The sequence below is a fragment of the Arsukibacterium indicum genome (assembly GCF_019100565.1).
Lineage (GTDB): Bacteria > Pseudomonadota > Gammaproteobacteria > Enterobacterales > Alteromonadaceae > Alishewanella > Alishewanella indicum.
The window spans coordinates 139,524-165,776 of record NZ_JAHRID010000006.1 but is presented as its reverse complement, the minus strand read 5'-3'; the positions used below and the strand labels follow the sequence as shown (position 1 = coordinate 165,776).

The 26,253-nt window shown below is 47.8% G+C and carries 31 protein-coding genes; 17 read left to right on the top strand and 14 right to left on the bottom strand.

What is annotated here, in order from left to right; all coding sequences use genetic code 11:
- Positions 1-20: 20 nt before the first annotated feature.
- The 6 genes from nagB to KQY15_RS13580 all read right to left on the bottom strand — a co-directional run bounded on the left by nagB (position 21) and on the right by KQY15_RS13580 (position 5,135).
- Positions 21-815 carry a glucosamine-6-phosphate deaminase gene (nagB, locus tag KQY15_RS13605; RefSeq protein WP_217670052.1) on the bottom strand — a complete coding sequence of 265 codons (795 nt, stop codon included), beginning with the start codon at positions 813-815 and terminating at the stop codon, positions 21-23.
- A 129-nt stretch (positions 816-944) separates the two neighbouring features.
- Complete coding sequence (locus KQY15_RS19075) at positions 945-1,100, bottom strand: DUF2256 domain-containing protein (RefSeq protein ID WP_217670050.1); 156 nt, start codon at positions 1,098-1,100, stop codon at positions 945-947.
- Positions 1,101-1,119: 19 nt separating this feature from the next.
- Positions 1,120-1,995: an HDOD domain-containing protein gene (locus KQY15_RS13595; protein WP_217670048.1), complete on the bottom strand. Its 876-nt coding sequence runs from the start codon at positions 1,993-1,995 to the stop codon at positions 1,120-1,122.
- A gap of 103 nt (positions 1,996-2,098) precedes the next feature.
- Positions 2,099-2,575, bottom strand: a complete 477-nt coding sequence (locus tag KQY15_RS13590; RefSeq protein ID WP_217670046.1) for a hypothetical protein — start codon at positions 2,573-2,575, stop codon at positions 2,099-2,101.
- Positions 2,576-2,678: 103 nt separating this feature from the next.
- Positions 2,679-4,538 (bottom strand): M48 family metallopeptidase, encoded by a 1,860-nt coding sequence (locus KQY15_RS13585; protein WP_217670044.1) that lies wholly within the window; start codon positions 4,536-4,538, stop codon positions 2,679-2,681.
- 6 nt (positions 4,539-4,544) lie between these two features.
- Positions 4,545-5,135, bottom strand: a complete 591-nt coding sequence (locus KQY15_RS13580) for a LemA family protein (RefSeq protein ID WP_217670042.1) — start codon at positions 5,133-5,135, stop codon at positions 4,545-4,547.
- A gap of 174 nt (positions 5,136-5,309) precedes the next feature.
- On the opposite strand from KQY15_RS13580, the gene glpE reads away from it, so the two are divergent.
- Positions 5,310-5,636 carry a thiosulfate sulfurtransferase GlpE gene (gene glpE, locus KQY15_RS13575; RefSeq protein WP_217670040.1) on the top strand — a complete coding sequence of 109 codons (327 nt, stop codon included), beginning with the start codon at positions 5,310-5,312 and terminating at the stop codon, positions 5,634-5,636.
- Positions 5,614-6,438 carry a rhomboid family intramembrane serine protease GlpG gene (glpG, locus tag KQY15_RS13570; protein WP_254795712.1) on the top strand — a complete coding sequence of 275 codons (825 nt, stop codon included), beginning with the start codon at positions 5,614-5,616 and terminating at the stop codon, positions 6,436-6,438. The genes glpE and glpG overlap by 23 nt, the downstream gene beginning before the upstream one ends.
- Here glpG and KQY15_RS13565 read toward each other — a convergent pair whose 3' ends face one another.
- Positions 6,439-6,837 carry a flagellar basal body-associated protein FliL gene (locus tag KQY15_RS13565; protein WP_217670038.1) on the bottom strand — a complete coding sequence of 133 codons (399 nt, stop codon included), beginning with the start codon at positions 6,835-6,837 and terminating at the stop codon, positions 6,439-6,441. It abuts the gene before it with no gap.
- A 162-nt stretch (positions 6,838-6,999) separates the two neighbouring features.
- On the opposite strand from KQY15_RS13565, the gene KQY15_RS13560 reads away from it, so the two are divergent.
- The 3 genes from KQY15_RS13560 to KQY15_RS13550 are packed head-to-tail and all read left to right on the top strand — an operon-like array spanning position 7,000 to position 8,866.
- Positions 7,000-7,521: a chorismate--pyruvate lyase family protein gene (locus tag KQY15_RS13560; protein ID WP_217670036.1), complete on the top strand. Its 522-nt coding sequence runs from the start codon at positions 7,000-7,002 to the stop codon at positions 7,519-7,521.
- Positions 7,518-8,393, top strand: a complete 876-nt coding sequence (ubiA, locus tag KQY15_RS13555) for a 4-hydroxybenzoate octaprenyltransferase (RefSeq protein ID WP_217670034.1) — start codon at positions 7,518-7,520, stop codon at positions 8,391-8,393. The genes KQY15_RS13560 and ubiA overlap by 4 nt, the downstream gene beginning before the upstream one ends.
- 38 nt (positions 8,394-8,431) lie before the next feature.
- Positions 8,432-8,866 (top strand): DUF192 domain-containing protein, encoded by a 435-nt coding sequence (locus tag KQY15_RS13550; RefSeq protein WP_217670032.1) that lies wholly within the window; start codon positions 8,432-8,434, stop codon positions 8,864-8,866.
- 66 nt (positions 8,867-8,932) lie between these two features.
- Here the strand turns inward: KQY15_RS13550 and KQY15_RS13545 are convergent, their stop codons facing one another.
- Positions 8,933-9,583, bottom strand: coding sequence for a 2OG-Fe(II) oxygenase (locus KQY15_RS13545; protein ID WP_217670030.1), 651 nt, complete (start codon positions 9,581-9,583; stop codon positions 8,933-8,935).
- A 181-nt stretch (positions 9,584-9,764) separates the two neighbouring features.
- Between KQY15_RS13545 and KQY15_RS13540 the strand changes: the two genes are divergently transcribed.
- Positions 9,765-10,367: a DUF3833 domain-containing protein gene (locus KQY15_RS13540; RefSeq protein ID WP_254795711.1), complete on the top strand. Its 603-nt coding sequence runs from the start codon at positions 9,765-9,767 to the stop codon at positions 10,365-10,367.
- Here KQY15_RS13540 and KQY15_RS13535 read toward each other — a convergent pair.
- On the bottom strand, positions 10,364-10,954 hold the full coding sequence (locus KQY15_RS13535) for a DUF4136 domain-containing protein (protein ID WP_254795710.1): 591 nt from the start codon (positions 10,952-10,954) through the stop codon (positions 10,364-10,366). The genes KQY15_RS13540 and KQY15_RS13535 overlap by 4 nt on opposite strands.
- Positions 10,955-11,254: 300 nt before the next feature.
- Here KQY15_RS13535 and KQY15_RS13530 point away from each other — a divergent pair, with 300 nt between their 5' ends.
- Positions 11,255-12,484, top strand: coding sequence for a coiled-coil domain-containing protein (locus KQY15_RS13530; RefSeq protein WP_217670028.1), 1,230 nt, complete (start codon positions 11,255-11,257; stop codon positions 12,482-12,484).
- A 29-nt stretch (positions 12,485-12,513) separates the two neighbouring features.
- A complete protein-coding gene (locus KQY15_RS13525) occupies positions 12,514-13,116 on the top strand; it encodes a YjaG family protein (RefSeq protein WP_217670026.1) in 603 nt (200 codons plus the stop codon).
- Here KQY15_RS13525 and rsmD read toward each other — a convergent pair whose 3' ends face one another.
- On the bottom strand, positions 13,117-13,710 hold the full coding sequence (gene rsmD, locus KQY15_RS13520) for a 16S rRNA (guanine(966)-N(2))-methyltransferase RsmD (protein ID WP_217670024.1): 594 nt from the start codon (positions 13,708-13,710) through the stop codon (positions 13,117-13,119). It lies immediately after the preceding gene.
- Between the two features lie 81 nt (positions 13,711-13,791).
- On the opposite strand from rsmD, the gene ftsY reads away from it, so the two are divergent.
- From ftsY to rpoH, 4 genes are all read left to right on the top strand, one after another.
- Positions 13,792-15,045: a signal recognition particle-docking protein FtsY gene (gene ftsY, locus KQY15_RS13515; protein WP_217670022.1), complete on the top strand. Its 1,254-nt coding sequence runs from the start codon at positions 13,792-13,794 to the stop codon at positions 15,043-15,045.
- A gap of 2 nt (positions 15,046-15,047) precedes the next feature.
- On the top strand, positions 15,048-15,731 hold the full coding sequence (gene ftsE / locus KQY15_RS13510) for a cell division ATP-binding protein FtsE (protein WP_217670021.1): 684 nt from the start codon (positions 15,048-15,050) through the stop codon (positions 15,729-15,731).
- Positions 15,728-16,708 carry a permease-like cell division protein FtsX gene (ftsX, locus tag KQY15_RS13505; protein WP_217670019.1) on the top strand — a complete coding sequence of 327 codons (981 nt, stop codon included), beginning with the start codon at positions 15,728-15,730 and terminating at the stop codon, positions 16,706-16,708. Before ftsE ends, ftsX begins: the two co-directional genes overlap by 4 nt.
- Positions 16,709-16,835: 127 nt before the next feature.
- On the top strand, positions 16,836-17,696 hold the full coding sequence (gene rpoH / locus KQY15_RS13500) for an RNA polymerase sigma factor RpoH (RefSeq protein WP_217670017.1): 861 nt from the start codon (positions 16,836-16,838) through the stop codon (positions 17,694-17,696).
- Positions 17,697-17,761: 65 nt separating this feature from the next.
- Here the strand turns inward: rpoH and KQY15_RS13495 are convergent, their stop codons facing one another.
- The 3 genes from KQY15_RS13495 to gpmM form a co-directional block, all read right to left on the bottom strand.
- Positions 17,762-18,535, bottom strand: a complete 774-nt coding sequence (locus KQY15_RS13495) for a divergent polysaccharide deacetylase family protein (protein ID WP_217670015.1) — start codon at positions 18,533-18,535, stop codon at positions 17,762-17,764.
- Between the two features lie 108 nt (positions 18,536-18,643).
- Complete coding sequence (locus KQY15_RS13490; RefSeq protein WP_254795709.1) at positions 18,644-19,750, bottom strand: murein hydrolase activator EnvC family protein; 1,107 nt, start codon at positions 19,748-19,750, stop codon at positions 18,644-18,646.
- Positions 19,751-19,812: 62 nt separating this feature from the next.
- The gene (gpmM, locus tag KQY15_RS13485) at positions 19,813-21,363 is read right to left on the bottom strand and encodes a 2,3-bisphosphoglycerate-independent phosphoglycerate mutase (protein ID WP_217670011.1); all 1,551 of its coding nucleotides are present in this window, start codon (positions 21,361-21,363) and stop codon (positions 19,813-19,815) included.
- 163 nt (positions 21,364-21,526) lie between these two features.
- Between gpmM and KQY15_RS13480 the strand changes: the two genes are divergently transcribed.
- Genes KQY15_RS13480 through gpsA form a run of 4 tightly spaced genes read left to right on the top strand, consistent with a single transcriptional unit; the run spans position 21,527 to position 23,747 of the window.
- Complete coding sequence (locus KQY15_RS13480; RefSeq protein ID WP_217670009.1) at positions 21,527-21,961, top strand: rhodanese-like domain-containing protein; 435 nt, start codon at positions 21,527-21,529, stop codon at positions 21,959-21,961.
- A 2-nt stretch (positions 21,962-21,963) separates the two neighbouring features.
- Complete coding sequence (gene grxC, locus KQY15_RS13475; protein ID WP_217670007.1) at positions 21,964-22,221, top strand: glutaredoxin 3; 258 nt, start codon at positions 21,964-21,966, stop codon at positions 22,219-22,221.
- Between the two features lie 19 nt (positions 22,222-22,240).
- Positions 22,241-22,735, top strand: coding sequence for a protein-export chaperone SecB (gene secB / locus KQY15_RS13470; protein WP_097112437.1), 495 nt, complete (start codon positions 22,241-22,243; stop codon positions 22,733-22,735).
- 4 nt (positions 22,736-22,739) lie between these two features.
- Positions 22,740-23,747: an NAD(P)H-dependent glycerol-3-phosphate dehydrogenase gene (gene gpsA / locus KQY15_RS13465; RefSeq protein WP_217670005.1), complete on the top strand. Its 1,008-nt coding sequence runs from the start codon at positions 22,740-22,742 to the stop codon at positions 23,745-23,747.
- On the opposite strand, the gene KQY15_RS13460 is transcribed toward gpsA, so the two are convergent.
- Positions 23,744-25,606: a putative bifunctional diguanylate cyclase/phosphodiesterase gene (locus KQY15_RS13460; protein WP_217670003.1), complete on the bottom strand. Its 1,863-nt coding sequence runs from the start codon at positions 25,604-25,606 to the stop codon at positions 23,744-23,746. The genes gpsA and KQY15_RS13460 overlap by 4 nt on opposite strands.
- 169 nt (positions 25,607-25,775) lie before the next feature.
- Between KQY15_RS13460 and KQY15_RS13455 the strand changes: the two genes are divergently transcribed.
- The gene (locus KQY15_RS13455) at positions 25,776-26,240 is read left to right on the top strand and encodes a tRNA (cytidine(34)-2'-O)-methyltransferase (RefSeq protein WP_217670001.1); all 465 of its coding nucleotides are present in this window, start codon (positions 25,776-25,778) and stop codon (positions 26,238-26,240) included.
- The last annotated feature ends 13 nt before the right edge of the window (positions 26,241-26,253 follow it).

The window sequence follows — 26,253 nt, the reverse complement described above, 5'->3', positions numbered from 1 at the left end:
TGAACCTGCAAAGTTAGATATTAGTGGCCCGATAAACGGTTAAGTAAAGCCTGATTTTCCCGCTCAATATGCCGGTAGAACTCAATGTCGGCCAGTTTTGCTGCCGCATCTTCGTCCAGCACGACAATCGCTTGTTGATGAAACTGTAATGCAGAAGCCGGACAGGCTGCAGTGAGCGGGCCTTCAATCATTGCTTGTACTGCATCGGCTTTGTTGGCTCCGGTGGCCAGTAACAACACTTTGCGGGCATCCAGAATGGTGCCTATTCCCATGGTGATTGACAAGTGCGGCTGATACTCACCAGGCTGAAAAAAGCGGGCATTGTCAGCGATAGTGGCAGGGGTCAGAGTTTTAACCCGGGTACGGGAGCGCAGGCCAGACGAGGGTTCATTAAAGCCAATATGACCATTGCGGCCCAGCCCCAGCAGCTGCAAATCAATACCTCCGGCATCCGTGATTTGCTGCTCATACTGCTGGCATGCTTTAAATGGGTCAGTCGCATTACCATCGGGAACAGCAGTATTGGCTGGCAAAATGTCGATAGCATCAAATAAATGCTGCTGCATAAAAAAACGATAGCTTTGTGGATGATCGCCAGCCAGGCCCAGATATTCATCAAGATTAAATGTCTTGGCTCTGGCAAAAGAGAGGCGCTGCTGCTGACAAGCCTGAATTAGTAACCGATACAATGCTAATGGCGTAGAGCCGGTAGCCAACCCCAGCACTGAATCAGGCTTATTGGTCAGCTGTTTTATATAAAGTTCTGCACCATAAGCCGCAACATCGTCTGCTGTAGGTAAGATCACAATTTGCATTTAACCAGCCTTAGTTAATAAAGAGAAGCATTAGCTTGCATGACCACGACCAGTTAAATGTAGCAGATACAAGTCAAAATGACAACGCTGTCATAAGGTCTTGTCTTGTAATTTATGGTCTTATATCTGCTATGTTGAGGGGATGTTTACTGTTTTGCTGCGACGACAGCGCTCTGAGCAATAGATAACATTGGCCCAGTTAAGCTGCCATTTTTTCCGCCAGTTGAACGTACGCTGGCAACAAGGACAGACTTTTTGCGGTAAAAACGGTTTTCGATGAGCCACTGCTCAGCCTCAATTCAGCTTAGTTAAGGCTGTATACGGTGTGAATATTCTGGCGGTGCAGCAATTCGGCAAAATCGGGCAGGCTTAGGCTATCCAGTTCCAGCACATCCAGAATTGCGCCACTATAGTTTTGCCATTCGGGGTCGACGTTTACATTATATAATAACCTGCTTTCACCACTTAAAAACTCGGCCAGTTTAAGCAGTGCAAACAATTGCTGTTCGTAATCACTGTCTGACTGCAGAATAAGCGCCGGACTATGATGATAGGCAATGACATTGCACAGTTCTGATGTCAGCCCCCAAGACTGGGCAATTAAATAGCCCAATACTTCATGGCATGTCTGAAAATGCTGCTCTTCAATCTCACTGTAACCGCGGCCAAGCTGCAAGCCCTGCTGCATAACAGCAGCATACTGGGGCGCCTGCTCACTTATCAGGGCAATTCCGGCATTATGAAATAAACCCAGACTGTAGCAATCATCCTGCACTGACTGGTTAAGGTTAAATTGCTTTGCCAACGCCATAGCAATAGTTGCAGTATGTAGCGCACTGCTCCATAAGCGCTGGCTAAAAGGATCCTGTCGGCCCTCTGCCAGGGTAAAACGCAGCAAAATACTGCGCACCAGAGCAATGACTCTGTTCAGGCCAAGGTACTTGCAGGCATGTTCTATTGAGGTGATTTTCTTACGTAGCCCGAAAAATGCTGAATTAACAACTTTCAGGGTAAAACCGGCAATGCCGACATCCAGATTAATTAGTGCCGCTATGCGGCTAATGTTTGGCTCGTTGTTAGCCAGTTGCTGCTGAATATGCTGCAGGATCTCTGGACGAGGGGGAATGGTGAAGCCGCTTAACGCCTTTTCAATCAGTGCCATATCTAAGGCATTAGTCATTACGGTTACTCCGTCAGCGGGCCTGTTAATTTACCGATATTCGCTATAGTAAGAGATCAGTATTAAATTGCAATTGGCAATTATAATATCGTCAATACAAATATTAAGAATCCAGGTAGGGACGGCCAGCCATCAGTTGTTGCGCCAGCAATACTTCACTTTGCTTATCTTTAAGCTGCAGATCGTTAAATTGTACGTCAAATTGAATAAGATCGTCATCAGGCAGGTTTAATGCCACCAGCTTATCCGGAACCTGACCAACCTGGCGAAACGCGTTGACTGCCACTTGTGCAGCTTGCTCCATCAGCGTTAAAAACTGACCCAGCGGGTATTGCTGAAATACATCAGCATCTAAATGCGCCCAACCCAGCAGGTCGCCACTGATACTGCCGTCGGCATGATCGGTAAACAGCATTGATACAGCAGGGCAAGTCGGATTCTTGCCCGCGGAGAACTGGCCAACGTCAGCTTCATTAAACAACAACACGAAGCCAAAACCCGGGCAGCCCTCTGCGTCCATATCGTCGAACGAGGAATCGTATAATAAGAACAAGCGATTATCTGACGGATTATCGGACACATAGCCTCCGGAATTAAATATGAACCGGCTATTTTACCTTAGCTGACGTCCGGGCTAAAGCCCTAAAATGAATTTTTACCATTTTGGTGTCAGTGCTCAGCGTTTAATTTTTAGCCTGAACAGGTTGCCACGGTATTTCCAGCAATAACGCCAGCGCCGTTAGCAGGGCCAGTTCTGTATCCGATTCAAGATTATCAGCAGCCACAGCAGCAAGCAATGTCTGCCAGATATGTTGCTTTAACAAGGGGGCGGCGCCTAGCAGCGGGTCAAGCTGCGAGCTTAACGTGACTAAATTAATGTCAGGCATGGTGGTGTTCGCTGGCAGCGCCAATACACTGAGGCCGGCCTGCCATGCCTGCTGACTGGCTGCCTGATCACCTGCTGCGTTTGCCACCGTAGCGAGCAGCTGCAGTGCAGGGGTTTGAACTGCCGAAAAGTCTGTTTGCCTGCTGCTGCGAATGTGTGGTTTCGGCTTGAAGTGGCTGGCAACGGTATGGTCAATAAAATTGATAATAATCCACTCAGACAATGACAATTGTTGGTCAGCATGACTCATCGCCAAAATTAATTGTTCAAATTTAAGAAACTGCTCCTGACTCAGCTGTTTTAATGCTGGCACGGTGCGTTGCAAGAGTTGTACTTGCTGCAGCAGGCTCAGCGCCTGAATTGTGTCGACCAGTTGGTCCACATGCTGCAACAAGTCCAGTGAACCTTGCTCCTTTATTAACTTGATTTGTTCAGCTTCAAACTCCGGATGTTGCAACAGTAAGGCACAAACAATTGCCTGAGCTTGCAGTGGCTGGCGGCTACTCTGCACCAACAGCACCGGTAAAGCTGCTACTGCCTGAATTATCGCCTGTTTATCTGGGGCGGCAGAACTGGCTGAAGAAGAATCGGTAGTGGGGGCTGTGGTTTCAGCATGGCTTACGGGGCTGGGGAATTTCCCGTTCCAGTGAGGCTCCAGCCGCTTAATTCGTTGCGCCAGTGGCGGATGAGTAGCAAAAATACTGGCCCAGCGCGAAATAGCTTCGCCGAAAAACAAATGACTGTTTTCATCCGCATTCTGGTTATTTATCCTGGTGCCGGCACTGTAGGACCCAATCCGCTTTAATGCACCGGCAATGCCTCTGGGGTTGCGGCTGAATTGCACTGCCGAGGCGTCGGCTAAGAATTCACGTTGCCGGCTAACAGCGGCTTTAATAAGATTGCCAAAAAATGAACCTACATAACCTATGACAACCAGGCCAAGCGCAATGGCCAGCAAGCCACCACCATTTTTGTTCTTGCCACCGCTACTGCGGCCGAGCGTACCACGGGATGTGCTGCCAGAACGCAACATGTAGTAGCCGATATGTCCTAAGAACAGAATACCGTTTAAAACAGCGATCATCCGGATGTTCATCCGCATATCACCGTTTAGAATATGGCTGAATTCATGGGCGACTACGCCTTGCAGCTCATCGCGGTTTAACTGCTCAATGCAGCCCCTGGTTACGCCGATAACCGCATCGCCCGGACTGTAACCTGCGGCAAATGCATTAATACCTTTTTCCGGCAATAAATAAACTGGCGGCACCGGCACATTTGCTGCAATGGCCATCTCTTCCACCACATTTAATAACCGCCGTTCATCAGGGTCATTGCTGGCTGCATCAATCCGGCTGCCCCCAAGGCTGGTCGCCACCACTTTGCCACCACCTTTAAGCTGATGCCACTTAATCAGTACTGCCAGGCCAACAGCTGTTATTACGCCAATGCTGATAAAACCAATCGTTTGCCAGGGTAGTCCCTGCATAGCCAACGGCTGCGCGTGGGTACTTTGTAAATCAACGAACCCCAGACCGAAAAGCACAAGTGCGTTGGTCAGCACTAATAGCAGAACAACGGCCAGGCTAAACAGTGATATCAGGATCCGGGTATTGCGGCGGGCCAAGTCCTGCTGGCTGAAAAAGTTAGTTGCCATGGTTTATCAGAAGCTGACTTTTGGTGCTGCCTGGATCAACTTACTGTCTTCAAACTCCAGTAAGGCTGCATCGTTGGCATGGCCAAACGTAGACGCAACCAGTACAGGCGGAAAACTCTGTTTATAGGTGTTATATTCGGTAACCGCATCATTAAAGGCCTGCCGGGCAAAGGCTACCCGATTCTCCGTGCTGGTCAGTTCTTCTGATAACTGCATCATATTCTGATTGGCTTTCAGGTCAGGATAGGCTTCCATTACCATATTAAGTCTGCCCATTGCACTTTGCAGCGCGCCTTCAGCACCTGCCAGCTGGCTGATGGCACCGGCGTCTCCCGGATTATTGGCCGCCACCTTCAAACCTGCCATTGCTGCGTTGCGGGCACTAATCACGGCTTCCAACGTTTCGCGTTCGTGCGACATATATGCTTTGGCGGTTTCAACCAGATTAGGGATCAGATCATACCGACGCTTCAGTTGCACTTCGATTTGGGCAAAAGCATTCTGAAAACGATTTTTAAGTTTAACCAGCTGATTAAAAATGTTGATGACATAAAAAATTATGACTGCAAGTATGACGAGGATTATGAGTAATTCCATGATGACTTCCCGGCGTGATGTTTGATGCCATTATTGTTAACAATAGTTTAATTGAATGTCCAGCCTTTATTGTTAAGTGATTGCTGAAACACGCTGAATGCAGCCGGCTGCTATTTAAACTGCACTGAGGTATTATATGGCATCAAATAACCAATAAGATGACAGAGAGCGAACATGACCGATTTTCATCATATTTCAGTTGCAGACACGGCAACGATGCTGGCTGAGCAGGATGTCATTATTGCTGATATCCGGGATGAGCAAAGTTTTGCTAACGGCCATATTGCCGGAGCTTACCATCTGAACAACGGCAGTTTAAGTCAGTTTATGCAGCAGGTTGAATTTGACCAACCGGTTATAGTGGTGTGTTACCATGGCAACTCCAGTCAGAGTGCCGCACAATATCTGGCACAGCAAGGGTTTGAGCAGGTTTACAGCATGGACGGCGGCTTTAGCGAATGGCAGCAGTCACAGCCATTTGAGCGCGACAACGATGCTTAAACTGGCTGAAATGAATGATCCAGCTGCTGCATTACTGTTTGCAGATTACTGTAAAAGCCGGGGACTGCAGGTAAACGCTCAGCTGGAAAATGACATGCTTGCAATCCTGTATTGCGAAGAAAATTGCCATAAGCAGGTTACAGAGTTGCTTCATGAGTTTGTGCAGCAGCCAGCACATCCGCGTTATCAGGCAGCCGCCTGGCAGCGTAGTACGCCAGTTGCTACAAATGGTACACATAGCGCAGTCACTATTCCGTGGGCTAAAATAGCTAATTGTCCGGTGACAACAGTTTTGCTGCTGTTATGTCTGTTAGTGTATGGCTGGCAACAACTGGATTTTGAAAGTGCTGTTACCGGTTTGCAGTTAACTGCGCCTGAGCAGATCTGGCGTTGGTTCACACCTGCACTATTACATTTTTCAGTGACCCATCTGGTTTTTAATCTGCTGTGGTGGTTGTTGCTGGGAGCGGCAGTTGAGCGACGTTTTGGCAGTGTTTCATTATTAAATTTTACAGTCGTCACTGCGGTTATTTCCAATGCGACGCAATACTTTGTGGTAGGTACCAATTTTGGTGGCTTGTCAGGTGTGGTATATGCGTTGTTTGGTTTTTGCTGGCTTAATCATAAACGCTATCCTCAGGTGCAGCCGTTAATCAGCGATGCGTTGGCAATATTTATGCTGGTATGGCTGATATTGGGATTTGCAGATGTACTTTGGGTGAGCATGGCAAACTGGGCGCATTTAGCCGGCTTACTGGCAGGATTAATCATGGCATTGCTGCTTAAACCGCCACGCCGGTAATTATTGATATAAGTATTTGGTGAATAATAAGTCTTTGATAATAGCGTCGCCGGTTTCTCTTTTCAGGACTTCCTGCAGCTTTGTTAAAATCGTAGTTCGGATCTGTTCTCTGCCGGTCAGCGATTTCACATTATCTTCGGTTTGTTTGCTCAGAATACCAATTATGGTATCAAGAATTAACGGCTCGTGATGCTCAATCGCAGGCAGAAAACGTTTATCTGTGATCATTAGTTCGATGGTTACCCTAACATAGCCCAGGCTGCGTCGGTTTCCGGAAACATAATTGGTAACGATGTCTGGATCAAAGCCATAATATACAAATTCCGCTTCCTGTTGCCTGGCGCTGGCTGGCGCAGGGGGCAGCAGTAATACGATGAGCGCGAAAATGAATAATTTCATGATGACTGGCCTTTTGCTGGAACAGGAGAATTCTGTGTTAACCTTAGTGTTTTCCTACGTTCATTACCAGTCTAATTCTGTTGTAACCAATAGTTTTTTAAGCTGAAAAGCCTTTCTGAACTTGTTATCATTCAACCATATTTTTAGGACTTGAGCGTTTTAGTGGCAAAACCTGCGATTTCTCTGGCCGCTGACTGGCAACTTGCCAGCGCTATGGCGCTGCCGCCTTTATTAGAAAACTGGCTTTTGGAACCCGGGTCACTGACTGCCAGGCTGAAAAGCCGTGCCCGGGATTTTAAATTGCAGGTTATGCAGCAACAGCAGCAAGATTTGCCCGCCTTTTTACAACCTTTGCTGCCTGAGGCTAACATTTGCCAGTGTCGGGAAGTATTGATGTCATGTAATTCGTTGCCTTGTGTTTATGCTCAGAGTTGGCTGCCGCTGCAAGCTCTGGCTGCTTTGCAGCCGCTTGCAGAACTTGGTGAGCAGCCGCTTGGTGAAGTTATTTTCCAGCAAACCAATATCAGCCGTGGCGTCGTTGAGGTTGCCAGAGTGAAGCTGGAACAGCCGTTCGCGGCTACGGTTGCATCAGGACAGTACTGGGCCCGCCGTTCAGTATTTACCATTGCAGGGCAATCTTTGCTGGTGGCCGAAGTTTTTTTAGATGGAGTTCTTGCCCTGTGAACTGGCAGTTAAGCTGGCAGCGCTGGCCTGAATACCGGTTACTAATGCGGCTGGATAAGCCTATTGGCATCTATTTGCTGCTATGGCCAACCTGGTGGGCATTATGGCTCGCAGCCGAAGGTGTGCCTGACTTAAGCTTACTGATTATTTTCAGTCTGGGGGTGTTGCTGATGCGCTCTGCTGGCTGTGTAATTAATGATTATGCGGACCGGAACTTCGATGGCCTGGTGGAACGCACTGCGCAGCGACCATTGGCTCAGGGCAGAGTGTCTGCCGTTGAGGCTTTGCAGCTATTTACTTTGCTGGTGGCACTTAGCGCCAGCCTGTTATTATGGCTGAACTGGCAAACAGTGTTATTGTCGGTTGTTGCGCTGCTGCTGGCGGCAGCCTATCCCTTTATGAAACGTTATACCCATTTGCCCCAACTGGTGCTGGGGGCAGCATTCAGCTGGGGAATGCCCATGGCGTTTATGGCAATTCAACTGCAATTGCCACCGCTGGTTTGGTATTTATATCTGGCTAACTTATGCTGGACCATCGCCTACGACACCTATTATGCAATGGTTGATAAAGCTGATGATATGAAAGCCGGGATAAAATCTACCGCCATTTTGTTTGGCCGGCACGCCCTGCTGATGATTATATTGTTGCAGCTAAGTAGCTTACTGTTGTTAGGCTATGTCGGCCTGATAGCGAAGTTATCTGTGGTGTATTATGCTGCACTGGTGTGCTGCGCCCTGGCTTTTGTTTACCAGTACCGGCTGGCGGTGACTGGCAGGAATGGCTGTTTTAAGGCATTTTTACACAATCATTATGTCGGGTTGCTGGTATTTGCTGGTATCGTTCTTCACTACTGTTTTTTCAGGGGTTAGCCGGATAGCCGCGCTAAAACATATTGCAGGTAATTACTATGAGAAACCGGATTTTTGCTTTGTTAATGTCATTGTTTTCGGTTACTGCCTGTGCTGCGCCAGAACAGGTACAACCAGTCACTTTCCCTCAGATAACAATTAAGATCGGTGACATACAAAGAGCCGTGCAACTGGCTGATACCCCCGAGTTACGGGAACGTGGCCTGATGTTTCAGCAAAGTGCAGCAGGCGGTATGTTATTGCTTTACCCTGAACCGCGGCTGGTTAGCTTGTGGATGCGTAATACTGACTTAGCACTGGATGTGGCTTTTATTGATCCGCAGTGGCGTATTATGGCGATAACGCCGCTTCATCCGCTGGATGAAACACCGGTATCCGCACCGTCGGCTGCTCTGGCTGCCCTGGAAATGCCAAGAGGCTGGTTTGCTGAGCGCAATATAAAGGTGGGTGATACACTGATATTGCAGCGCTAGCAGCTGCCTGTTATCGCACAGCACGAGGTTAATCATTGCGTAAACCTGCTGGTTGCCTCTGGTCGTTCAGCGGCTGGGGTCGATAGCACCATTGATACTGTTATTATGGCGGAACCAGCCAGCGATGCTGTATCTGTCATCAACGGCAGTTAGTACTTCATGGGCAAATCGTTCGCTTTCAAATAACACCAGGCTGCCCGCCCGGGGTTTAATTGTGCTTAAAACGCTGTCATCAGCGCCATACAGCACTAACTCGCCACCGGAATTAACATTATTCAGATAACTGACAGTTGTCAGCACCCGGTTGGAGCGGCCACTGAAGGCATCGAAGTGTTTTTGGTAAAAATCCCCTTGCTGATAGCAGGCAAAATGGCACTCAAAATCGAACAAACCCAGAAAAAATTGCCGGTTCAATTGTCGCTGTAACTGCTGCATCAGCTCAAGGTAATGTTGCTGTGCTTGTGTTTTACCTTCGAACCATTGCGTTTTATCACGGCGTACCTGTCTGTTTAACGTGTGATCACGTGCCCTGCCAACGCCGGCAGGGGTTAAGTCAGCATCAAACTGGACTTCATCAAGCAATTGCCGGTTTAAATTGTCAGGCAGAAAATTGGCTATTTCGGTCCAGCCCTGCAGGTAAAATTGGGTTAGCCTATTGTCATCACCGATAACCGGATTGCTGTTGCTAAAAGCATTACTGCCAACAATTGAGTGCACGCTTTAAATTCTCCCGTTAATGCAGAGGTGCGTTTTACGGGGTTACAGGCAAGGTGTCTAACAAGAAAAACTTATCTTCAGGATAAGTAATGCTTGAGCGGGTAATGTCTGGTTTAAATGAGCTAAAACCGGCCAGACTGCGTAACATCTGCTAAGTTTGAGTCATAAAATGGAGATTAAAATGGAAATTGAATTGCAAAAATCGTTCTGGCAGAAAGCGGCAATGGCCGCCAGCATTGTGCTGCTTGCTGGCTGCAGTCAGTCAATTTCTGACTACACAGCGATGACCCCTGAATTTAAACTGGACCGTTTCTTTGTGGGATCAGGCAAGGCGTATGGGGTAATGCATAACTGGCGGGGCCAGCAAGGTGTCCGGTTTGTTGCCGACCTTTGTGGTGAGTGGCGGCAGGGACAGGGTGATTTATATGAAGTGTTTTATTTCAGTGATGGCCGGGTAGAGCAGCGGCACTGGCAGTTAACCCAAAATGCAGATGGTAAAGTAACAGGAACGGCAGGTGATGTGATAGGTGATGCCACAGGGCAGTTGGCGGGCAACAGTCTGTATTGGCAATATGTACTGCGGATCCCTTATGATGGAGACACGCTCGATGTTACTGTGAAAGATTGGTTACACCTGGTTGATGAAAAAAATCTGATTAATCGAACTACCCTGCACAAATTCGGCTTTAAAGTTGCAGAGTTGACATTGTCTATCCAGCAACTTGATGCCAATGCTGATTGTGCAGCATTAAAGCAGCAAGTTGCGGAGATCGCGGCAGATTAACTGCCGGTTAACGGGAACTCTTCAAAAATAAGAGCAACTGTGCGTGCCGCGGCCTCGCGCGGTTGTTCCAGATCTTTTTGTTTCAAGGTGCCTTCAGCAATCCCTTCCCAAATCAGTTGGCGCTTTTTGGCGTCGACTAAATCTATATTTACTGTGCCCACTTTGTAATGGACAGTGCTGACATCGTTGCTGTAAACCGGAAATCCTGCGTAAACAATGCCGCGACGGTAATGATAGTAACCATAATGGTAGCTGGTAGTTGGTATGCTACGGGTATCTGAGCGGTTTGCGACGTTTGAGTTGAAGTTAACCAGCAACTGCGGATCAGACTCAACAAAGCGGTACCCTCTTGCCGTAAGTTCTGCCGTGATCGCGTCTTTAAAATGCTGGGTAACCAGGGTAGTGTAACCGGCCCGGTCTGTAGCTAAATCTGAAACGAACGAGAAGGTTTTATACTGACTAAAGTTTACGTCAGCTGCTTGGTCAGAGCGGACAGTTGGCCCGCTGCTACAGGCTGTTAAAGCCAGCCCTATAAGCGCAGCCGTTAGAAATTTACTGTAGTGGATAAGTGTTTGTTGCCTTCTCATGATATTTGTCCTCTGGTTACAGCCTGTGCTTTAAGACAGGCTATCTGGTATTAAGTTGCGCTGCAAAAAATAAAGCGCTTCAGGCAAATCATTTCGGGTGTTACGTTAAATTGCCAATTCTGATATTTATTATGGCATGCTAAGTGTGATAAAACAGGTGCTGACAAAATACACAATAGCGTTAGCTATCAGACTAAAGTCATATTACACTTATTGTTAAAGTGCGGCAGGGATCTCGGCACAACGATGATAGTATGCAGCCAGGGCGGCTGTTCAATTCGAGACCAGAACATGAATGCAGTGAAAAAAAATAATAATAACAACGAGCAACAGCTCGCGGCTGAACTGGAAAATCAAGCTCAGCAGCAACTTGCTGCCAGTCTGGCTGACTTTGGTAAGCAGCTGATGAATGAACAGCAGCAGTTATTGCAAGGCTACAGCGCCCAAATTCTGGCTAAATCACAAAGTCAGTGGCAGCAAAGGTTGATAGAGCAGGAGCAGGCTTACCAGAAACTATTTAAAGACTGGCAACAAACCAAGCAGCAACTCGATCTGGCGGTGCCGGTAGCCAGCGCTGACACTCAGGAGCTGGCTGTTCTGAAGCAGAAAACCGGCGAGACTACAAAGCAGATGGCTGCGCTTGCTGCCGAATTAAAAAAGGCGCAGCAACATAATTCGGTACTCAGTGAGCGGGAAATTAATCTTGAGCAACAGCTTGCTGAGTTGGCCAAACAACTGGAGCTGGAACAGCACAAAGCCAAACATTTTGAGCAGGCCCTGCGAGAAACGCAGCAGAGTGCTACAGATCCTGAGCAGCTTAACCAGCTGCGTGCTGAGACGGAGCAAGCCAGAGCTCAGGCGCATGAAAGTAAGCTGGCCTTGCAGCAGCTGAAAACCAGTCTGCAACAACAACAAGAAGAGCAGCGGCAAACTGAGCAGCAACTTGCCGATCTGAATGAACGTTATCAGGCGTTACAGCAGGAAACAGAGCAACAGACTCAGGCTCAGCAGGATAAGCTGCAGGCATTGGCAAAGAGTCAGCAGCAAGTCAGAGACCTGGAGCAGCAACTGGCGGAACGTGACCAGCAACTTACCGAGCAACAAAAAGAGCATGTGCAACTCAAAGAGCAACTTGCTGAGTTAGAGGCGCACAGCGAAGTAATGCAAACCCAAATTAATGAATTTGAGCAACATCGCAATGAGTTGGCTCAAAGCAGTGCTGAGCTCGGCTCAGAGCTAACCAGGCTTCAGGCAGAGTTTGTTAACATAAACGAACTGTTAGGCCAGAGCCAGGGCCGTAGTAAAAAGCTGGAGTCCCAACTGGAACATGCAGTAAACCGGCAACAAGCCGCAGAGCAGAAACAACAAAGTGAAGCGGAGCAGAGCCGGGAAATGATCCGGCAACTGCGTTCGCAACTTGCCGAACAGGATGAAGTTAATCAGCAGCATATCAGCGAGCTGGAGCAAAAAATTATGGAGTATAAACTGAAGTTTGAATATGCTCAGAAACAACTGGCCGTATCGGGTTAACGCCGGGCTTTAATCCGTTCAGGAGTGCTATGAAAGAAAAGGCAAATAACTTCCAGTTAATGCGTGAGCTGGGGTTCTATCAACAGGCTGCAATTGCAGCCTGTTTGCTTGAACGCATGTTACCGAATTATCAATTATTCAGTGAAGTTAGCGAGTTTGGAGATGCTGCAGCCCTGCGACATATGCTGGATTTATGCTGGGAGTGGCTAACGGTCAAAAAAGCGAAAATCAACTTCCCGCGGCTGGCTGAAGAATTAGAGCCATTAATACCTGAAGTTAATCATTTCACTATGTTTGGTGTTTATCCTGCAATTGACTGCGCCACGGCACTGGATACCATGTTTAATGGCATCAATCAGCAGGATAGTAGTGAGTTTATTAATGTTGCAAAAATATCTCAGGCGACTGTAGCCCGATTAATTGAACATCAGGCGGAACATGAAGATATCACCTCAGAAAGTGAGTTGAAAAAACACGTTCGGGAACATCCACTTATGGCTTACGAAATGGAATGTTTGGCTGAACTGATTGAGTTGGTCGGCCAGATGAAGCAAATTGAGCGCGAACAAATGCTGCAATTAAAAGCCTGGGTAGCAGAGCAGGGCCTGACAAATCTCGGAATGGAGTATTAATCACGCCTGTCTGGACCATAAGCGGTATGCCAGTTGCCCCGCAACTTTTTCTTTAAGCAGTTGCCAGTTTGCTGGTATATCGGTAAGCGGTAATTCTTTCTCTGTTTCAAGATAAATTAAGGCACTCTCGCTAAGCCAGCCGTGCCGCTCCAGCAGCTGACAGCTCGGCAGTGCCAGGCCAAGCCGGAAAGGTGGGTCAACCAACACGATTTGATACTGACGTTTTGCTGGCTGTGTCAGATATCGTAAGCAGTCACTGGTAATCACTTCAGCCTGAGTTGCGTTAAGCGTGGATAATAGCGCCTGCAAGCGTTTCGCCTGAGCAGGATCTTTTTCTACCAGGGTGGCAAACTTTGCGTAACGTGATAAAGCCTCAAAAGCAAGGGCGCCAGATCCACTGAAACAATCAAGTACGGTGCTGTCGGAGACATCGTGCATTAACCAGTTAAATAAGGTTTCTTTTACCCGATCTGTTGTTGGCCTTAAGCCGGCAACGTCGGCAACAGGTAAACGCCGGCCGCGCCACTGACCGCTGATGATCCGGACAAAACCAGGTTGGCCGGTTTTGCTTTTAGCGGTTTTAGCTTGTTTCATCGTTTCCGTTTTGCCTGTGAGTTAAAGGTGATAGTATTAGCAGCAATTTTATCCTGAATATTGCCGTAGACACAAAAGCTTATGACAAAACAGAAAAATCTTTTCTCCTGGCTTGGCCTGGGCAAAAAAACAACAGAGCCGCAACCGGAGCAAAAACCAGAGCAGACGACTCAAACCGCGACGCCTGACGATACGACGGCGGAAAAGCATGAAGCGTCTGCAACTGAGCCAAATACAGCACAACCAGCAGCAGAGCTTACGAAACCCACCGAAGAAAGCCCGTCCGAGTCACCGGTTGTTGCTGCAGATAGCGCTGCTTTGGCTGATACAGATAGCATCCGCTCCAGCAGCGTTGCGCCAGCGTCTGATGCTATTGGCACTACAGAGCCCGTTGTGGTTTCGCCAGCGAAAAAGTCAGGTTTTTTTACCCGCTTAAAACAAGGTTTGGCGAAAACCAGTCAGAATCTTGGCGATGGCCTGGCAGGTTTATTCAGTGGAAAAAAAATTGATGACGAACTTTATGAGGAACTGGAAACCCAGTTGCTGCTGGCCGATGTGGGTATGGATACCACGCAGAAACTGATTACACAACTGACCCAGCATGCAAACCGCAAGGCTCTGAAAGATGCCAGCTTATTGTTTAATCAATTACAACAGGATATGGCGACATTGTTAGCCAACGTTGAGCAACCGCTGTTGGCCAGCAACCCCGGCGGTCCTTTTGTCATTTTAATGGTGGGTGTTAACGGTGTTGGTAAAACTACGACTATCGGCAAAATGGCTCAGCAATTCCGGCAGCAGGGTAAATCGGTAATGTTGGCAGCAGGAGATACCTTTCGGGCTGCTGCTGTAGAACAACTTCAGGTTTGGGGAGAGCGTAATGCAATTCCGGTTATCGCCCAGCATACCGGTGCAGACAGCGCCTCAGTTATTTTTGATGCTTATCAGGCAGCGAAAGCACGTAAGGTCGATGTGTTAATTGCCGATACGGCAGGGCGTTTACAGAATAAAGCGCATTTAATGGAAGAGCTGAAGAAAATTGTCCGGGTGCTGCAAAAAATTGACGGGGCGGCACCGCATGAGGTAATGCTGACACTCGATGCAGGCACTGGCCAGAATGCGCTAAGCCAGGCAAAGCTGTTTAATGAAGCCGTGCCGCTAACCGGAATAACCCTGACCAAACTGGACGGTACCGCCAAGGGTGGGGTTATCTTTGCGATAGCGAATCAGTTTGCGGTGCCTATTCGCTACATTGGGGTAGGTGAGGCCATTGACGATTTACGCCAATTTAATAGCCAAGACTTTATTAAAGCCTTGTTTAGTAAGGAACACTAACCATGTTGCAGTTTGATCAGGTCAGTAAAAGTTATCCCGGTGGCTTTGTAGCGCTTGATCGCATCAGTTTCAGACTGGAAAAAGGTGAGATGGCCTTTCTCACCGGCCACTCTGGTGCTGGCAAAAGCACTTTGCTTAAACTGATCAGCCTGATTGAACGTCCCAGCGCTGGCCGGGTGCTGATTAATGATATTGAATTGAGCCGGATTAAACGCAGTCAGATCCCGTTTGTACGGCGTGATGTTGGCATTATTTTCCAGAATCACCGGTTGCTGATGAATCATACGGTCTTTGATAATGTAGCGTTGCCATTAGTAATTGAGGGTTTTACCGGCAAAGAGATGGTGAAACGCGTGCATGCGGCACTGGATAAAGTTGGGTTGCTGGATAAAGTGCGCTGTTTGCCCGCTACCTTGTCTGGTGGTGAGCAGCAACGCGTAGGTATTGCCCGGGCGGTAGTGAATAAACCCCCACTATTATTAGCGGATGAGCCTACCGGTAACCTCGACCCCGATTTGTCAAAAGACACCATGCGGGTATTTGAAGCCTTTAATCAGGTTGGGGTATCGGTACTGGTGGCAACCCACGATCTTGGTTTGGTGGCACGAATGAAATATCGGACACTGACATTGAAACATGGCCGGATGATTAACGATGGTCTATTACAATATCAGGAGCCGGTATGAGTATTTTGTTTACCGGCAGGGCAACGGGTGCCGCTGCTAAAAAAATCAGTTTGTTGCGCCGTTTTATTATGTTCTGGCTTAATCATGCCCGTCAGGCGGTGGCCAGCTTGGGCGAACTATGGCGCACGCCTTCAGCTTCTATCCTTACTATCGCGGTTCTGGGTGTTAGTTTAACTTTACCGGCGACCCTGCATTTGCTGGTTAAAAATATGCAGCAAATCAGCAGCAGTTTTACTCAGGCGGCGGAAATCAGTTTATATATACGTGAACAAACCCCGGACAATCAGGTGCAGAGCCTGGTGGCGATATTGCAGGCTGATCGCGATATCTCGCAGGTTATTTTTGTCAGCAAACAACAAGCTATGACAGAGTTTCAGGAGATATCAGGTTTCGGTGCGGCACTGAATTATCTGGATAGTAATCCGTTGCCTGACGTAATCAGGGTATTGCCAAAAAACACTGCGCCAGAGGCTGCACAGTTACTGCTAAAAAGGCTGAGCAATGAGCGGATAGTAGATTTTGCCAAGCTGGATATTGACTGGTTAACCCGGTTAAACGCCATAGTCAGCATGCTGCAGCAAGCCGTGGCCATTATCGCATTATTGTTGCTAAGCGCAGTGTTGTTGATTGTCGGCAATACTATTCGCCTGTCTATTATGAATAAAAAAGATGAAATTGAGGTGATGAAACTGGTAGGTGCTACGGATGCTTTTATCCAGAGGCCCTTTTTATATACCGGTGTCTGGTTCGGTATTTTCGGCGGCTTGCTGGCATTTCTGGTCGTCGAGTTAATGTTGTGGTGGCTGCAGGGTGCGATCAGCAACGTTACAGCGCTTTATCAAAGTGATTTTAGCTTAATGGCTATGAGCTTCCAGGAGTTTATTGGTCTGCTGATAATCGCCGTACTTCTTGGCCTGGCAGGTTCCTACTTGTCAGTGCGCCGCCATATCAGCGCGATAGAACCAACCGGACCTTAATAATTATTAATTATTAAACTGCTTTTTTTAGAATAACCAGATCTTAAAAACCTTTAATCGATAATTAGCACTCTAGCGTAAAGAGTGCTAATATGGGTTCATTCGATTGATACAGGATTGGCAAAACATGACAATTAAAGCAGATAAACCCGAATTTATGCCGCTTACCGTCGCTGCCAGTGGAAGCCTTGAGGCTTATACTCACGCCGTTAGCACCATTCCAATGTTAACTGCGGAGCAGGAGCGCAGTCTGGCTGAACGTTTACAGCAAGATGGCGATTTAACGGCCGCTCGCCAGTTAATTATGTCTCATCTGCGGTTTGTGGTGCACATTGCCCGTAGTTATTCTGGTTACGGCCTGCCGATAAGTGATCTGGTTCAGGAAGGCAATATTGGTCTTATGAAGGCGGTAAAGCGCTTTGATCCGACAGTAGGTGTGCGGTTGGTATCTTTTGCGGTGCATTGGATTAAAGCTGAGATTCATGAATACGTTCTGAAAAACTGGCGCATCGTTAAAATTGCGACCACCAAGGCACAGCGAAAACTATTTTTTAATCTACGCAAAGCCAAAAAGCATCTGGGTTGGTTCAATCAGGACGAAGTTAAGCATGTTGCCGAGTCTCTGGGCGTGGCTGAGCATGAAGTGCGGGAAATGGAGTCCCGGATGAGTAACTATGACATGCCTTACGACGCCCCAGACGAAGATGATGATGCAGCTTATACTGCACCGGTATATTATCTGCAGGACAAAGCGTCTGATCTTGCCGTGCAGGTAGAAGACGAGCAGTGGGATAATGCAGCAGCAGACCGTTTGCAGGCTGCCATGCGTACCCTGGATGACCGCAGTCAGGATATCGTGCGTGCGCGGTGGCTGGACAATAACAAGCTAACCTTACAGGAGCTGGCAGAGCGTTATCAGGTATCTGCAGAGCGGGTACGTCAGCTTGAGAAAAATGCGATGAAAAAACTGCAGTCGGCCCTGAGCTGATTAATGTTTTATCACCAATAAAAAAACCTGCCGCGGCAGGTTTTTTTATTGGTGATAAAGCCCGATTATTGTGGAGCCGAGATAGCAGGAGCAGTAAAGCCGGCAGCAACCACGTCATGCTCTTGCGGTAACAGCGCAGATATTCTTACTAATTCAATATCATGCTTTTTTAATAATGGCAGGTTTTTCTTCAGAAATTCGTAAGTCTGTGGGTAGGGATGACCAATTGCGATAGCAACCTGATGGCGCTTGGCTATCTGCAGCAATTGCTGGAATTGGCGTTGCAAAGCAGCTTCGGACAAGTCATTGTCCAGGAATACATGCCTGCTCAAGCTTGCGACACCATACTGACGTGCGTACAAGCGTGCTTTACTTTGCGGAGTGGTCAGACTGTCAACAAAGAAAAGCTGGCGTTGCCGCAGGTATTCCATCGTCCAGGCCATTGGCTGATCCAGCTCCGTGTAAAGGCTGCCCATATGATTATTAACGCCAATAGCGTATGGAATATCTGCTAACGCTTGTTGTAGGGCTTCACGAACTTGCTGGCGGCTCATATTACGGGTAAGGGCGCCTGGACCCAGACTTTTACGATTATTTGCTTCCATTGGCATATGCAGCATAACGTCTTTTTGTTGTGAAAACGCCAGTTGTGCAGATTTAGGGCCGTATGGAGTATGCGGCAATACTGATAAGGTTAGCGGATAGGGCAGTGCTACCATTTTTAAGTCTGCTTTCTGGTAGCCAATATCGTCGATAATAATGGCAATACGGGGTTTCTCCGCTGCAGCCTTGGCGCTTAGCAGTCCCGCAAATACCAGCCAAAATAAAGATTTACGCACGCTTTTATTATTCCTGTTTACCCATTGTACCGGACAAAGGGCAGTGGTCGGATCGTCCTGTTATCTGTCATTATATTGGCCCATGCTGTCACCTGTCGCAAGTCATTTTTATCCTTTGTTTTTACTAAGCCAGGACAAAGGGTTAACCGCATCGCCTTTTTCTCTTATTTCAAAATAGAGGCCTGCGTTGGCCTGGCCACCACTCATACCAACCAGCGCTATAGTCTCTCCTGCGATAATTTGCTCACCTGGTTGCTTTAAAATATTCTGATTATGGCCATACAAGCTCATAAAGCCTTCGCCATGATCAAGCACAATGACCCAACCGTAACCTTTTAACCAGTCGGCATAAATTACCCGGCCATCTGCGATTGCTTGCACCGGATTGCCTTCACGGCCGCTGATCAAAATTCCCCGCGAGCGCATACCTCCTTGTCGGTTTTCACCAAAACCTTGCAATAAAGCACCGTTTAATGGCCAGCGCAGCTTACCTTTATTAGCAGTTAATCCAAGCAACTCCAGGCTACGCTCAGCCAAAGCCCGCAACTGATCAATGGTATTTTGCAAGCTTGCTTCATTCTGACGCAAATAGCTTAACTGATTACCCTGCTCCTTCAGCAACTGTTGCAGCTGATTAACCGCAGATTGCTGCTCAGCTTTAACTGCCAGCAGCTGTTTCTGTTGCTGTTGTTGTTCACTCAGGGTAAGTTGCAACTGCTGCTGCTGCTCAGCAAGCTGCTGTTTTATCTGTTGTAGTTGCAACACCGTTTTATTTATTTCTGCCAGTTGTTTAACCCTGGCCTGGTTAAAGTACTGATAGTAAGTCAGCGCCCGTTCCAGCTTGCTGGCATCCTGCTGGTTTAGCAGCATTCGGGTATAATCATGCTGGCCAAGGCTGTAAGCGCTTTTCAATTGAGCCGCCAACTGGCTTTGTTGCTGTTGCAAGTCATGTTGTAATTGCTGCTGCTGCTGCGTCAACTGCAGGCCTCGCTGTTCTATTGTCGCAAGTTCCTGCTGGGTTTGCTGCAACTCAGCAGACGCTCTGGCTAATGACCTGTCCGATTGTTGAAGTTGTTGCTCAGCCTTGTTCAGTTGTTGCTGCTGTTGTTTTAGCTGGCGTTCTGTCTTTTTTATCTGTTGTTGTACCTGCTCAAGCTCTTGCTCTGCTTGTTGGCGGCCGGTTACAGGCATAGTGCTGAATAAAAAGCAAAACATAAGCAGCCATAATGGCTGCTTATGTAATGGGGGGGAGCGGTGAACTCTCATCAGGTACCAGATCAATTTTGCTTAAGTTGCATCAGCACTTTTCCGGTCATTTCTGCCGGCTTCGGTAACCCTAGCAAATGCAACATAGTTGGCGCTATATCACTTAAAATTCCACCTTCAACTGCGATGGCGGGCCGGCCTACATAGATTAAAGGCACCGGCCCGCTGGTATGGGCGGTATGGGCCTGACCTGAACCTGGATCCTCCATCATTTCAGCATTGCCGTGGTCAGCGGTGATTAAACATTCCCCTCCAACCTGCTGCAAAGCTTCAACTACTCTGCCGATACAATGATCTACCGCTTCTACAGCTTTAATAGCGGCTGCCATTATGCCGGTATGTCCTACCATATCTCCATTAGGATAATTACAGATTATTACGTCAAACTCGCCGCTATGAATGGCGGCAACCAGCTTATCAGTCAGCTCGGTTGAACTCATTTCAGGTTGCAAATCATAAGTGGCTACATCAGGCGATGGCACTAAAATACGGCTTTCACCGGTAAACTCTGTTTCCCGGCCTCCACTGAAAAAAAACGTAACGTGGGCATACTTTTCTGTTTCGGAGATCCGAAGCTGAGTTTTATCATGTTTAGCAAGCCATTCGCCCAAAACGTTGTTTAATGCTTCGGGTGGAAAAGCACACGGCGCCTTAATATCAGCTGCATATTCTGTCAGCATAACAAAACTACTGAGTTTTGGCTGATGCTGGCGTTCGAACCCTGCAAAATCGGGCTCGGTAAAGGCTCTGCTGAACTGGCGTGCCCGGTCAGCTCGAAAATTCATGAAAATTAGCGCATCACCATCAGCCATTTTAATTGGCTTATTATCCGCACCAACAATGGCAGTCGCTTTTACAAATTCATCATTTTCATCCCGCTGATAGGCAGCGTGCAGTGCAGCGATTGCGTCTTTACCCGTGAAATCTGCTTTGCCAAGAGTAAGCAAATCATAAGCCTGTTGCACTCTGTCCCAGCGCTTGTCACGGTCCATCGCGAAGTACCGACCAATTACAGAGGCGATCTGGCCGCTGCCGCTAGCGGCAAAGTGTTGCTGAATTTTTGCAAGCGACGACTCAGCGCTGCGAGGGGGCGTATCTCTGCCGTCTAAAAAGGCATGCACATAAATCGGGCTGGCTCCCTGTTGCTCTGCCAGCTTAATCATCGCCAGAATATGTTCTTCATGGCTATGGACGCCACCTTCAGACAGTAACCCCATAATGTGTACTGCTTTATTGTTTTTCTTAGCAGTGGTGACGGCACTAACCAGTTCAGGGTTTTGAAAAAAGTCACCGTCGTCAATTGCTTTAGTAATCCGGGTAAAATCCTGATATACCACCCGGCCAGAGCCGAGATTAACATGGCCTACTTCTGAGTTACCCATTTGCCCTTCCGGCAGTCCGACATCGAGCCCAGATCCGGAAATAAGGCTGTGAGGATAATCTTGCCAGAGCTTGTCCATCACCGGTGTATTTGCCTGAGCTATCGCATTGCTGGTTGTTTGTTCACGGTATCCCCAGCCATCAAGAATTAATAATACCAGGGGCTTTTTGGGATGGCTCATGCTGACTCCGATTTTGATTTTGCTGAACATTTAAGCGAGGCTAGTATCTTACCGCTTTTTCTAACTTTCTCCAGCCCGGATTGACCGTTTTAGGGCTGCTTTCTTACAACAATATCGTTATACTCAGGCCACTTTAATGAGTTCAGAGTAAGAATCTAGCACTATGGCGCAGTTTACCGAGTTTGTGACTAATCACCCTTTACTAAGTTTGGCATGGGTAATTATTTTTGTATTGATCGTAGGCGGCTGGGTTAAAGCCCGGTTTTCAGCTATACGGCAACTGTCCCCTACAGAACTGACCATGCTGGTGAACCGCCAGGATGGAGTGGTTGTTGATATCCGAAGTGAAGATGACTTCAAGAAAGGTCATATAGCCGGAGCCAGACAGCTGTCAGCCAGTCAGATAGCAGAGCAAAAACTAGCCGGACTTGAAAAACAAAAAGATGCTCCCATTATTGTGGTATGTCAGGCAGGAATGACCGCACAAAAATCGGCTGTTGCGCTGACTAAACAAGGTTTCACTAACGTCGCTGTATTGCAGGGCGGAATGGGAGCCTGGACTGGAGCCAGCCTGCCCGTTGTCAAATTAAAGAGGTAAACATGGCAGACGTGATTATTTACACCAAGGCATATTGTCCTTATTGTGTTCGCGCCAAGTCATTACTTGATCAGAAACAGGTTGCTTATCAGGAAGTGAAAATTGATGAGCAGCCGGAACGTCGAGCTGAAATGATTGAAAAAGCAAACGGACGTTCAACTGTGCCGCAAATTTTTATTGGTACAACTCACATTGGTGGATGCGACGATATGTTTGCGCTGCATGCAGCTGACAAACTCGATTCACTGTTAACCGCATAACTTAAACTAGGAATTATTCATGGCCGAACAACAGGCAAATGGTGTTGCAAACGAGCAACAGGCACAGGGTTTACAATTTGCTATTCAGCGAATTTTTGTTAAAGATATTTCGTTTGAGGCGCCTAATGCGCCGGCAATTTTTCGCAAAGAGTGGAAACCAGAAGTTAAACTGGATCTGGATACCCGCAGTGAAAAAGTAGAGGATGGTGTTTATCAGGTTACGTTATCTCTGACAGTAACGACCATGGTCGGAGAAGAGACAGCTTTTCTGTGTGAAGTGCAACAAGCGGGCATTTTCTCAATTGGTGAGCTGGAAGAGAGCCAGTTAGCTCATATGCTGGCCGCGTTTTGCCCGAATATTCTGTTCCCGTATGCCCGTGAAGCGGTATCAAGTCTGGTTAATCGTGGTACCTTCCCGCAACTGAACCTGGCACCGGTTAATTTTGACGCTTTGTTTGCACAATACCTGCAAAAGCGCCAGGCCGAGGGTCAGGACGTCAAAGCTGACGCTTAAGCTGATGGCTGGCACAGCAATCGCAGTATTAGGGGCAGGGTCATATGGCACTGCCCTTGCTATTTGTCTGGCACGTAATGGCAATCCCATCACTCTGTGGGGCCGAAATGCTGCAGATATTCAACAGATGCAACAGCAACGTTGTAATCAAAAGTATCTTCCGGGCATTCGTTTACCAGACAGCCTGACTGTCAGTGCTGATTTGCAGAATGTGGTGCAAAGCAGTCGTGATATTCTGGTGGTTGTACCCAGCCATGCGTTTGCTGATACCCTTAAACAAATTAAACCTTTTTTAGCGACCAATGCCAGAGTAGCGTGGGCTACCAAAGGGCTGGAACCGGAAAGCGGACGCTTGTTGCAGGATGTCGCCCGGGAAATCCTTGGTGAACAGGTTGCGCTTGCAGTGCTGTCAGGCCCTACTTTCGCCAAAGAGATGGCAGCGGGCATGCCGACAGCAATAACTCTATCATCGGTAGATCAGCCATTTATCAGCCGACTGTCAGACTTACTGCACTGTGCAAAAAGTTTCCGGGTATACACTAACCCCGACTTTATCGGTGTTCAGTTGGGCGGAGCCGTCAAAAATGTTATCGCAATTGGTGCGGGCATGGCAGACGGTATTGGTTTTGGTGCCAACGCCAGAACCGCTCTGATTACCAGAGGGCTGGCAGAAATGAGCCGGCTGGGCTGTGCGCTCGGCGCTCAGAAAGATACGTTTATGGGGATGGCCGGTTTGGGAGATCTGGTACTGACGTGTACTGATAACCAGTCGCGTAATCGCCGTTTTGGCTTATTGCTGGGGCAGGGAAAAACAGTTGATGACGCTATGGCCACGATAGGTCAGGTTGTTGAAGGGTATCGCAACGCTAAAGAAGTATTTAATCTGGCCCGGCGAACAGGTATCGAGATGCCAATATCAGAGCAGATTTATCAGGTTTTATACCAGAATAAAGATGTTAAACTTGCCGCTGTTGACCTGCTTGGCCGTGAAAAGCGGGACGAGGTTAACTAACCGGCTGCTTTTTTGATAAGCTTGTTTTCTTTAGCCAGTACGGCTGGTATCTCACTGGCGGGTAAGGCTTTACTGAACAAATTACCTTGTAATTTATCACAACCCATCACATGCAGCAGATAAGCTTGCATTTCATTGTCGATGCCACTGGCGGTTACTTCCAGCTGCAGATAGCCCGCCAACCGGATTAAACTGGCAGTAATATTGCGTTGCTGCTCTTTTTGTTCCATCTGGTTAATCAGGCTGCGGGCAATTTTGACACCATGCAGTGGTAACTGTCGCAAGCTGGTTAGCGAAGAAACGCCATCACCAAAATTATCCAGGATCAATTGAAAACCAGCGTCGCTCAGAGCAACCAGCCGGCTTTGCAGGTTGACAGTTGGTTGCTGAAAAATTCGTTCATCCAGCTCTAATGTGAAATATTCGGCTGTGAGTTTATGATCCTGCAGACAACTGTTCAGGAAATTGACGAAATCGGTTTGTTGAAAATGCTGAGCTGAAATATTTAGCGCTACCCGGCCACGAAGTTGATTGGTTTGTAACCATTGTTTTATTTGCTGACAACTTTCCCGGAAGACCAGGCGGTCTAACGACACTATCATGCCGCTTTGCTCAGCCAGTGCCAAAAAACTTTGTGGCTGCATAATTCCGCGTTTTGGATTATGCCAACGCAGCAAGGCTTCGTAGCCAACAACCCGGTTACTGCTGATACTCAGTTGGGGCTGGAAGTAAACAATAAAGTCATCATTATTCAGGCTTTTGCTAAGCTCAGTTTGCAGGGTGAGATACTCAGTTGCGTGCTGTTGCAGCCGGCTGTCTGCAAAGCAGAATTGGCTGGCTCCGCTACGTGTGGCGCTTTGTACCGCACGCTCTGCACTTTGCATCAAAGTATTGGCATCTGCCCCGTCATCTGGGTACCGGCTTATACCAATACTGGCATAAACCTGACTAGAACTGCTGATAATATTAAACTGGTTTATTTGTAACAGGATCTGGTGTGCCAGCTGGTTAAGCGGCAATTCAACCGGCGCAAAGCATTGATGAGGCGCGACCAGTATAGCAAAACAATCACTGCTGTACCGACCCAACGTGAACTGTGGTGCAATCGCCTGACGCAAGCTCAGAGCAATGTCAGCAATTCGCTTTGCGCTGCTTTGCCCGGCTTCAGCAGACTCTGTGTTGAGTAACTGATTTAATTTTACTAATATCAAAGCGGTAGCCGGGTACAGCGTATTACAGGAGGCAACATTGCTGGCCAATTGTTCTTCCAGCATAATCCGGTTTGGCAGACTGGTCAGTGGGTCTCTGGTCAGGTTGTTAAGTTGCTGTTGATCGGCTCTTTTGCGCTCAGTAATGTCCTGGGCAACAAGCAGGTATCGTGCTTCTGGCCAGGCAGTATTATTACTTTGAGTTATCGTCAGACTGACAGCCAGCAAATCATTTTTTAGCAGCCACCATAGTTCCCCCTGCCAGCTTCGTTGTGTTTCCAAAACTTGCTGGATGTCTTGCCAGGCTTTTTGTTTTGTCACCGGATCAAAGTACATGCAGTGGCAAAGGTTCTGTTGTTGTGCGACTTTCTCCAGCGCGGTACTGGCAATCAGTAGTTGGCAATTCTGGTCAAGTACGGCCACCAGTGCACTGGTATCGGTAAGCAATTGCCGCAATACCTGATGTTGTGATTTCTGGCGGGCCCGAAGTTGTCTGAGGCGCCACCAACCAGCAATGCCAGCAACAAAAAATCCTGCTGCGAAAGTAAGCATTGGAGAGGCAGAGATAGCTGAAAACCCGTCAGCAATACTAGCCCGGGCCGAAAAGGTCGGCAGCAGGGCGAATAAAAACAGCCAACCTGGCATACGCATAACTATAACGTCCTTGTAGTGTACACATTACGGGGTAAATATAGCTGGCATAACGACCTTAAAGCAAATTAATTGGTGATATTTCCGACAGTCATTGCATTTAACCGCTTTAACTTAACCAATACAGCGTGTAAATTAACGGCCTTTCTCCAACTGGCGTTCGTATCATATGTTTCATATTGCTTTGTTTGAACCCCAAATAGCACCTAACACTGGAAATATAATTCGGTTAGCGGCAAACACCGGTTGCCAATTGCACATTATTGAACCAATGGGTTTTGATTTTGAGGAAAAAAAGTTACGAAGGGCAGGGCTTGATTATCATGACCTGGCCAACGTCAGTCGCTATGTTGACTATCAAAGTTTTGCTGCCGCTATGACAGGTAAGCGGATCCTGGCGTTAACCACCAAGGGGAGTCAGCCGTTTCAGCAACAACAGTTCCTACCCGATGATGTGTTACTTTTCGGATCTGAGACAGCAGGTTTGTCCGATTCAGTGCGTGATACCATCCCAGTTTCGCAGCGGATCCGCTTGCCAATGCGGCCGGGAGCACGCAGCCTTAACCTGGCTAATACCGTAGCTATTGTCTGTTATGAAGCCTGGCGCCAACATGGTTTTGCCGGCGGCGTTTAGTCGTCTGAGTTTA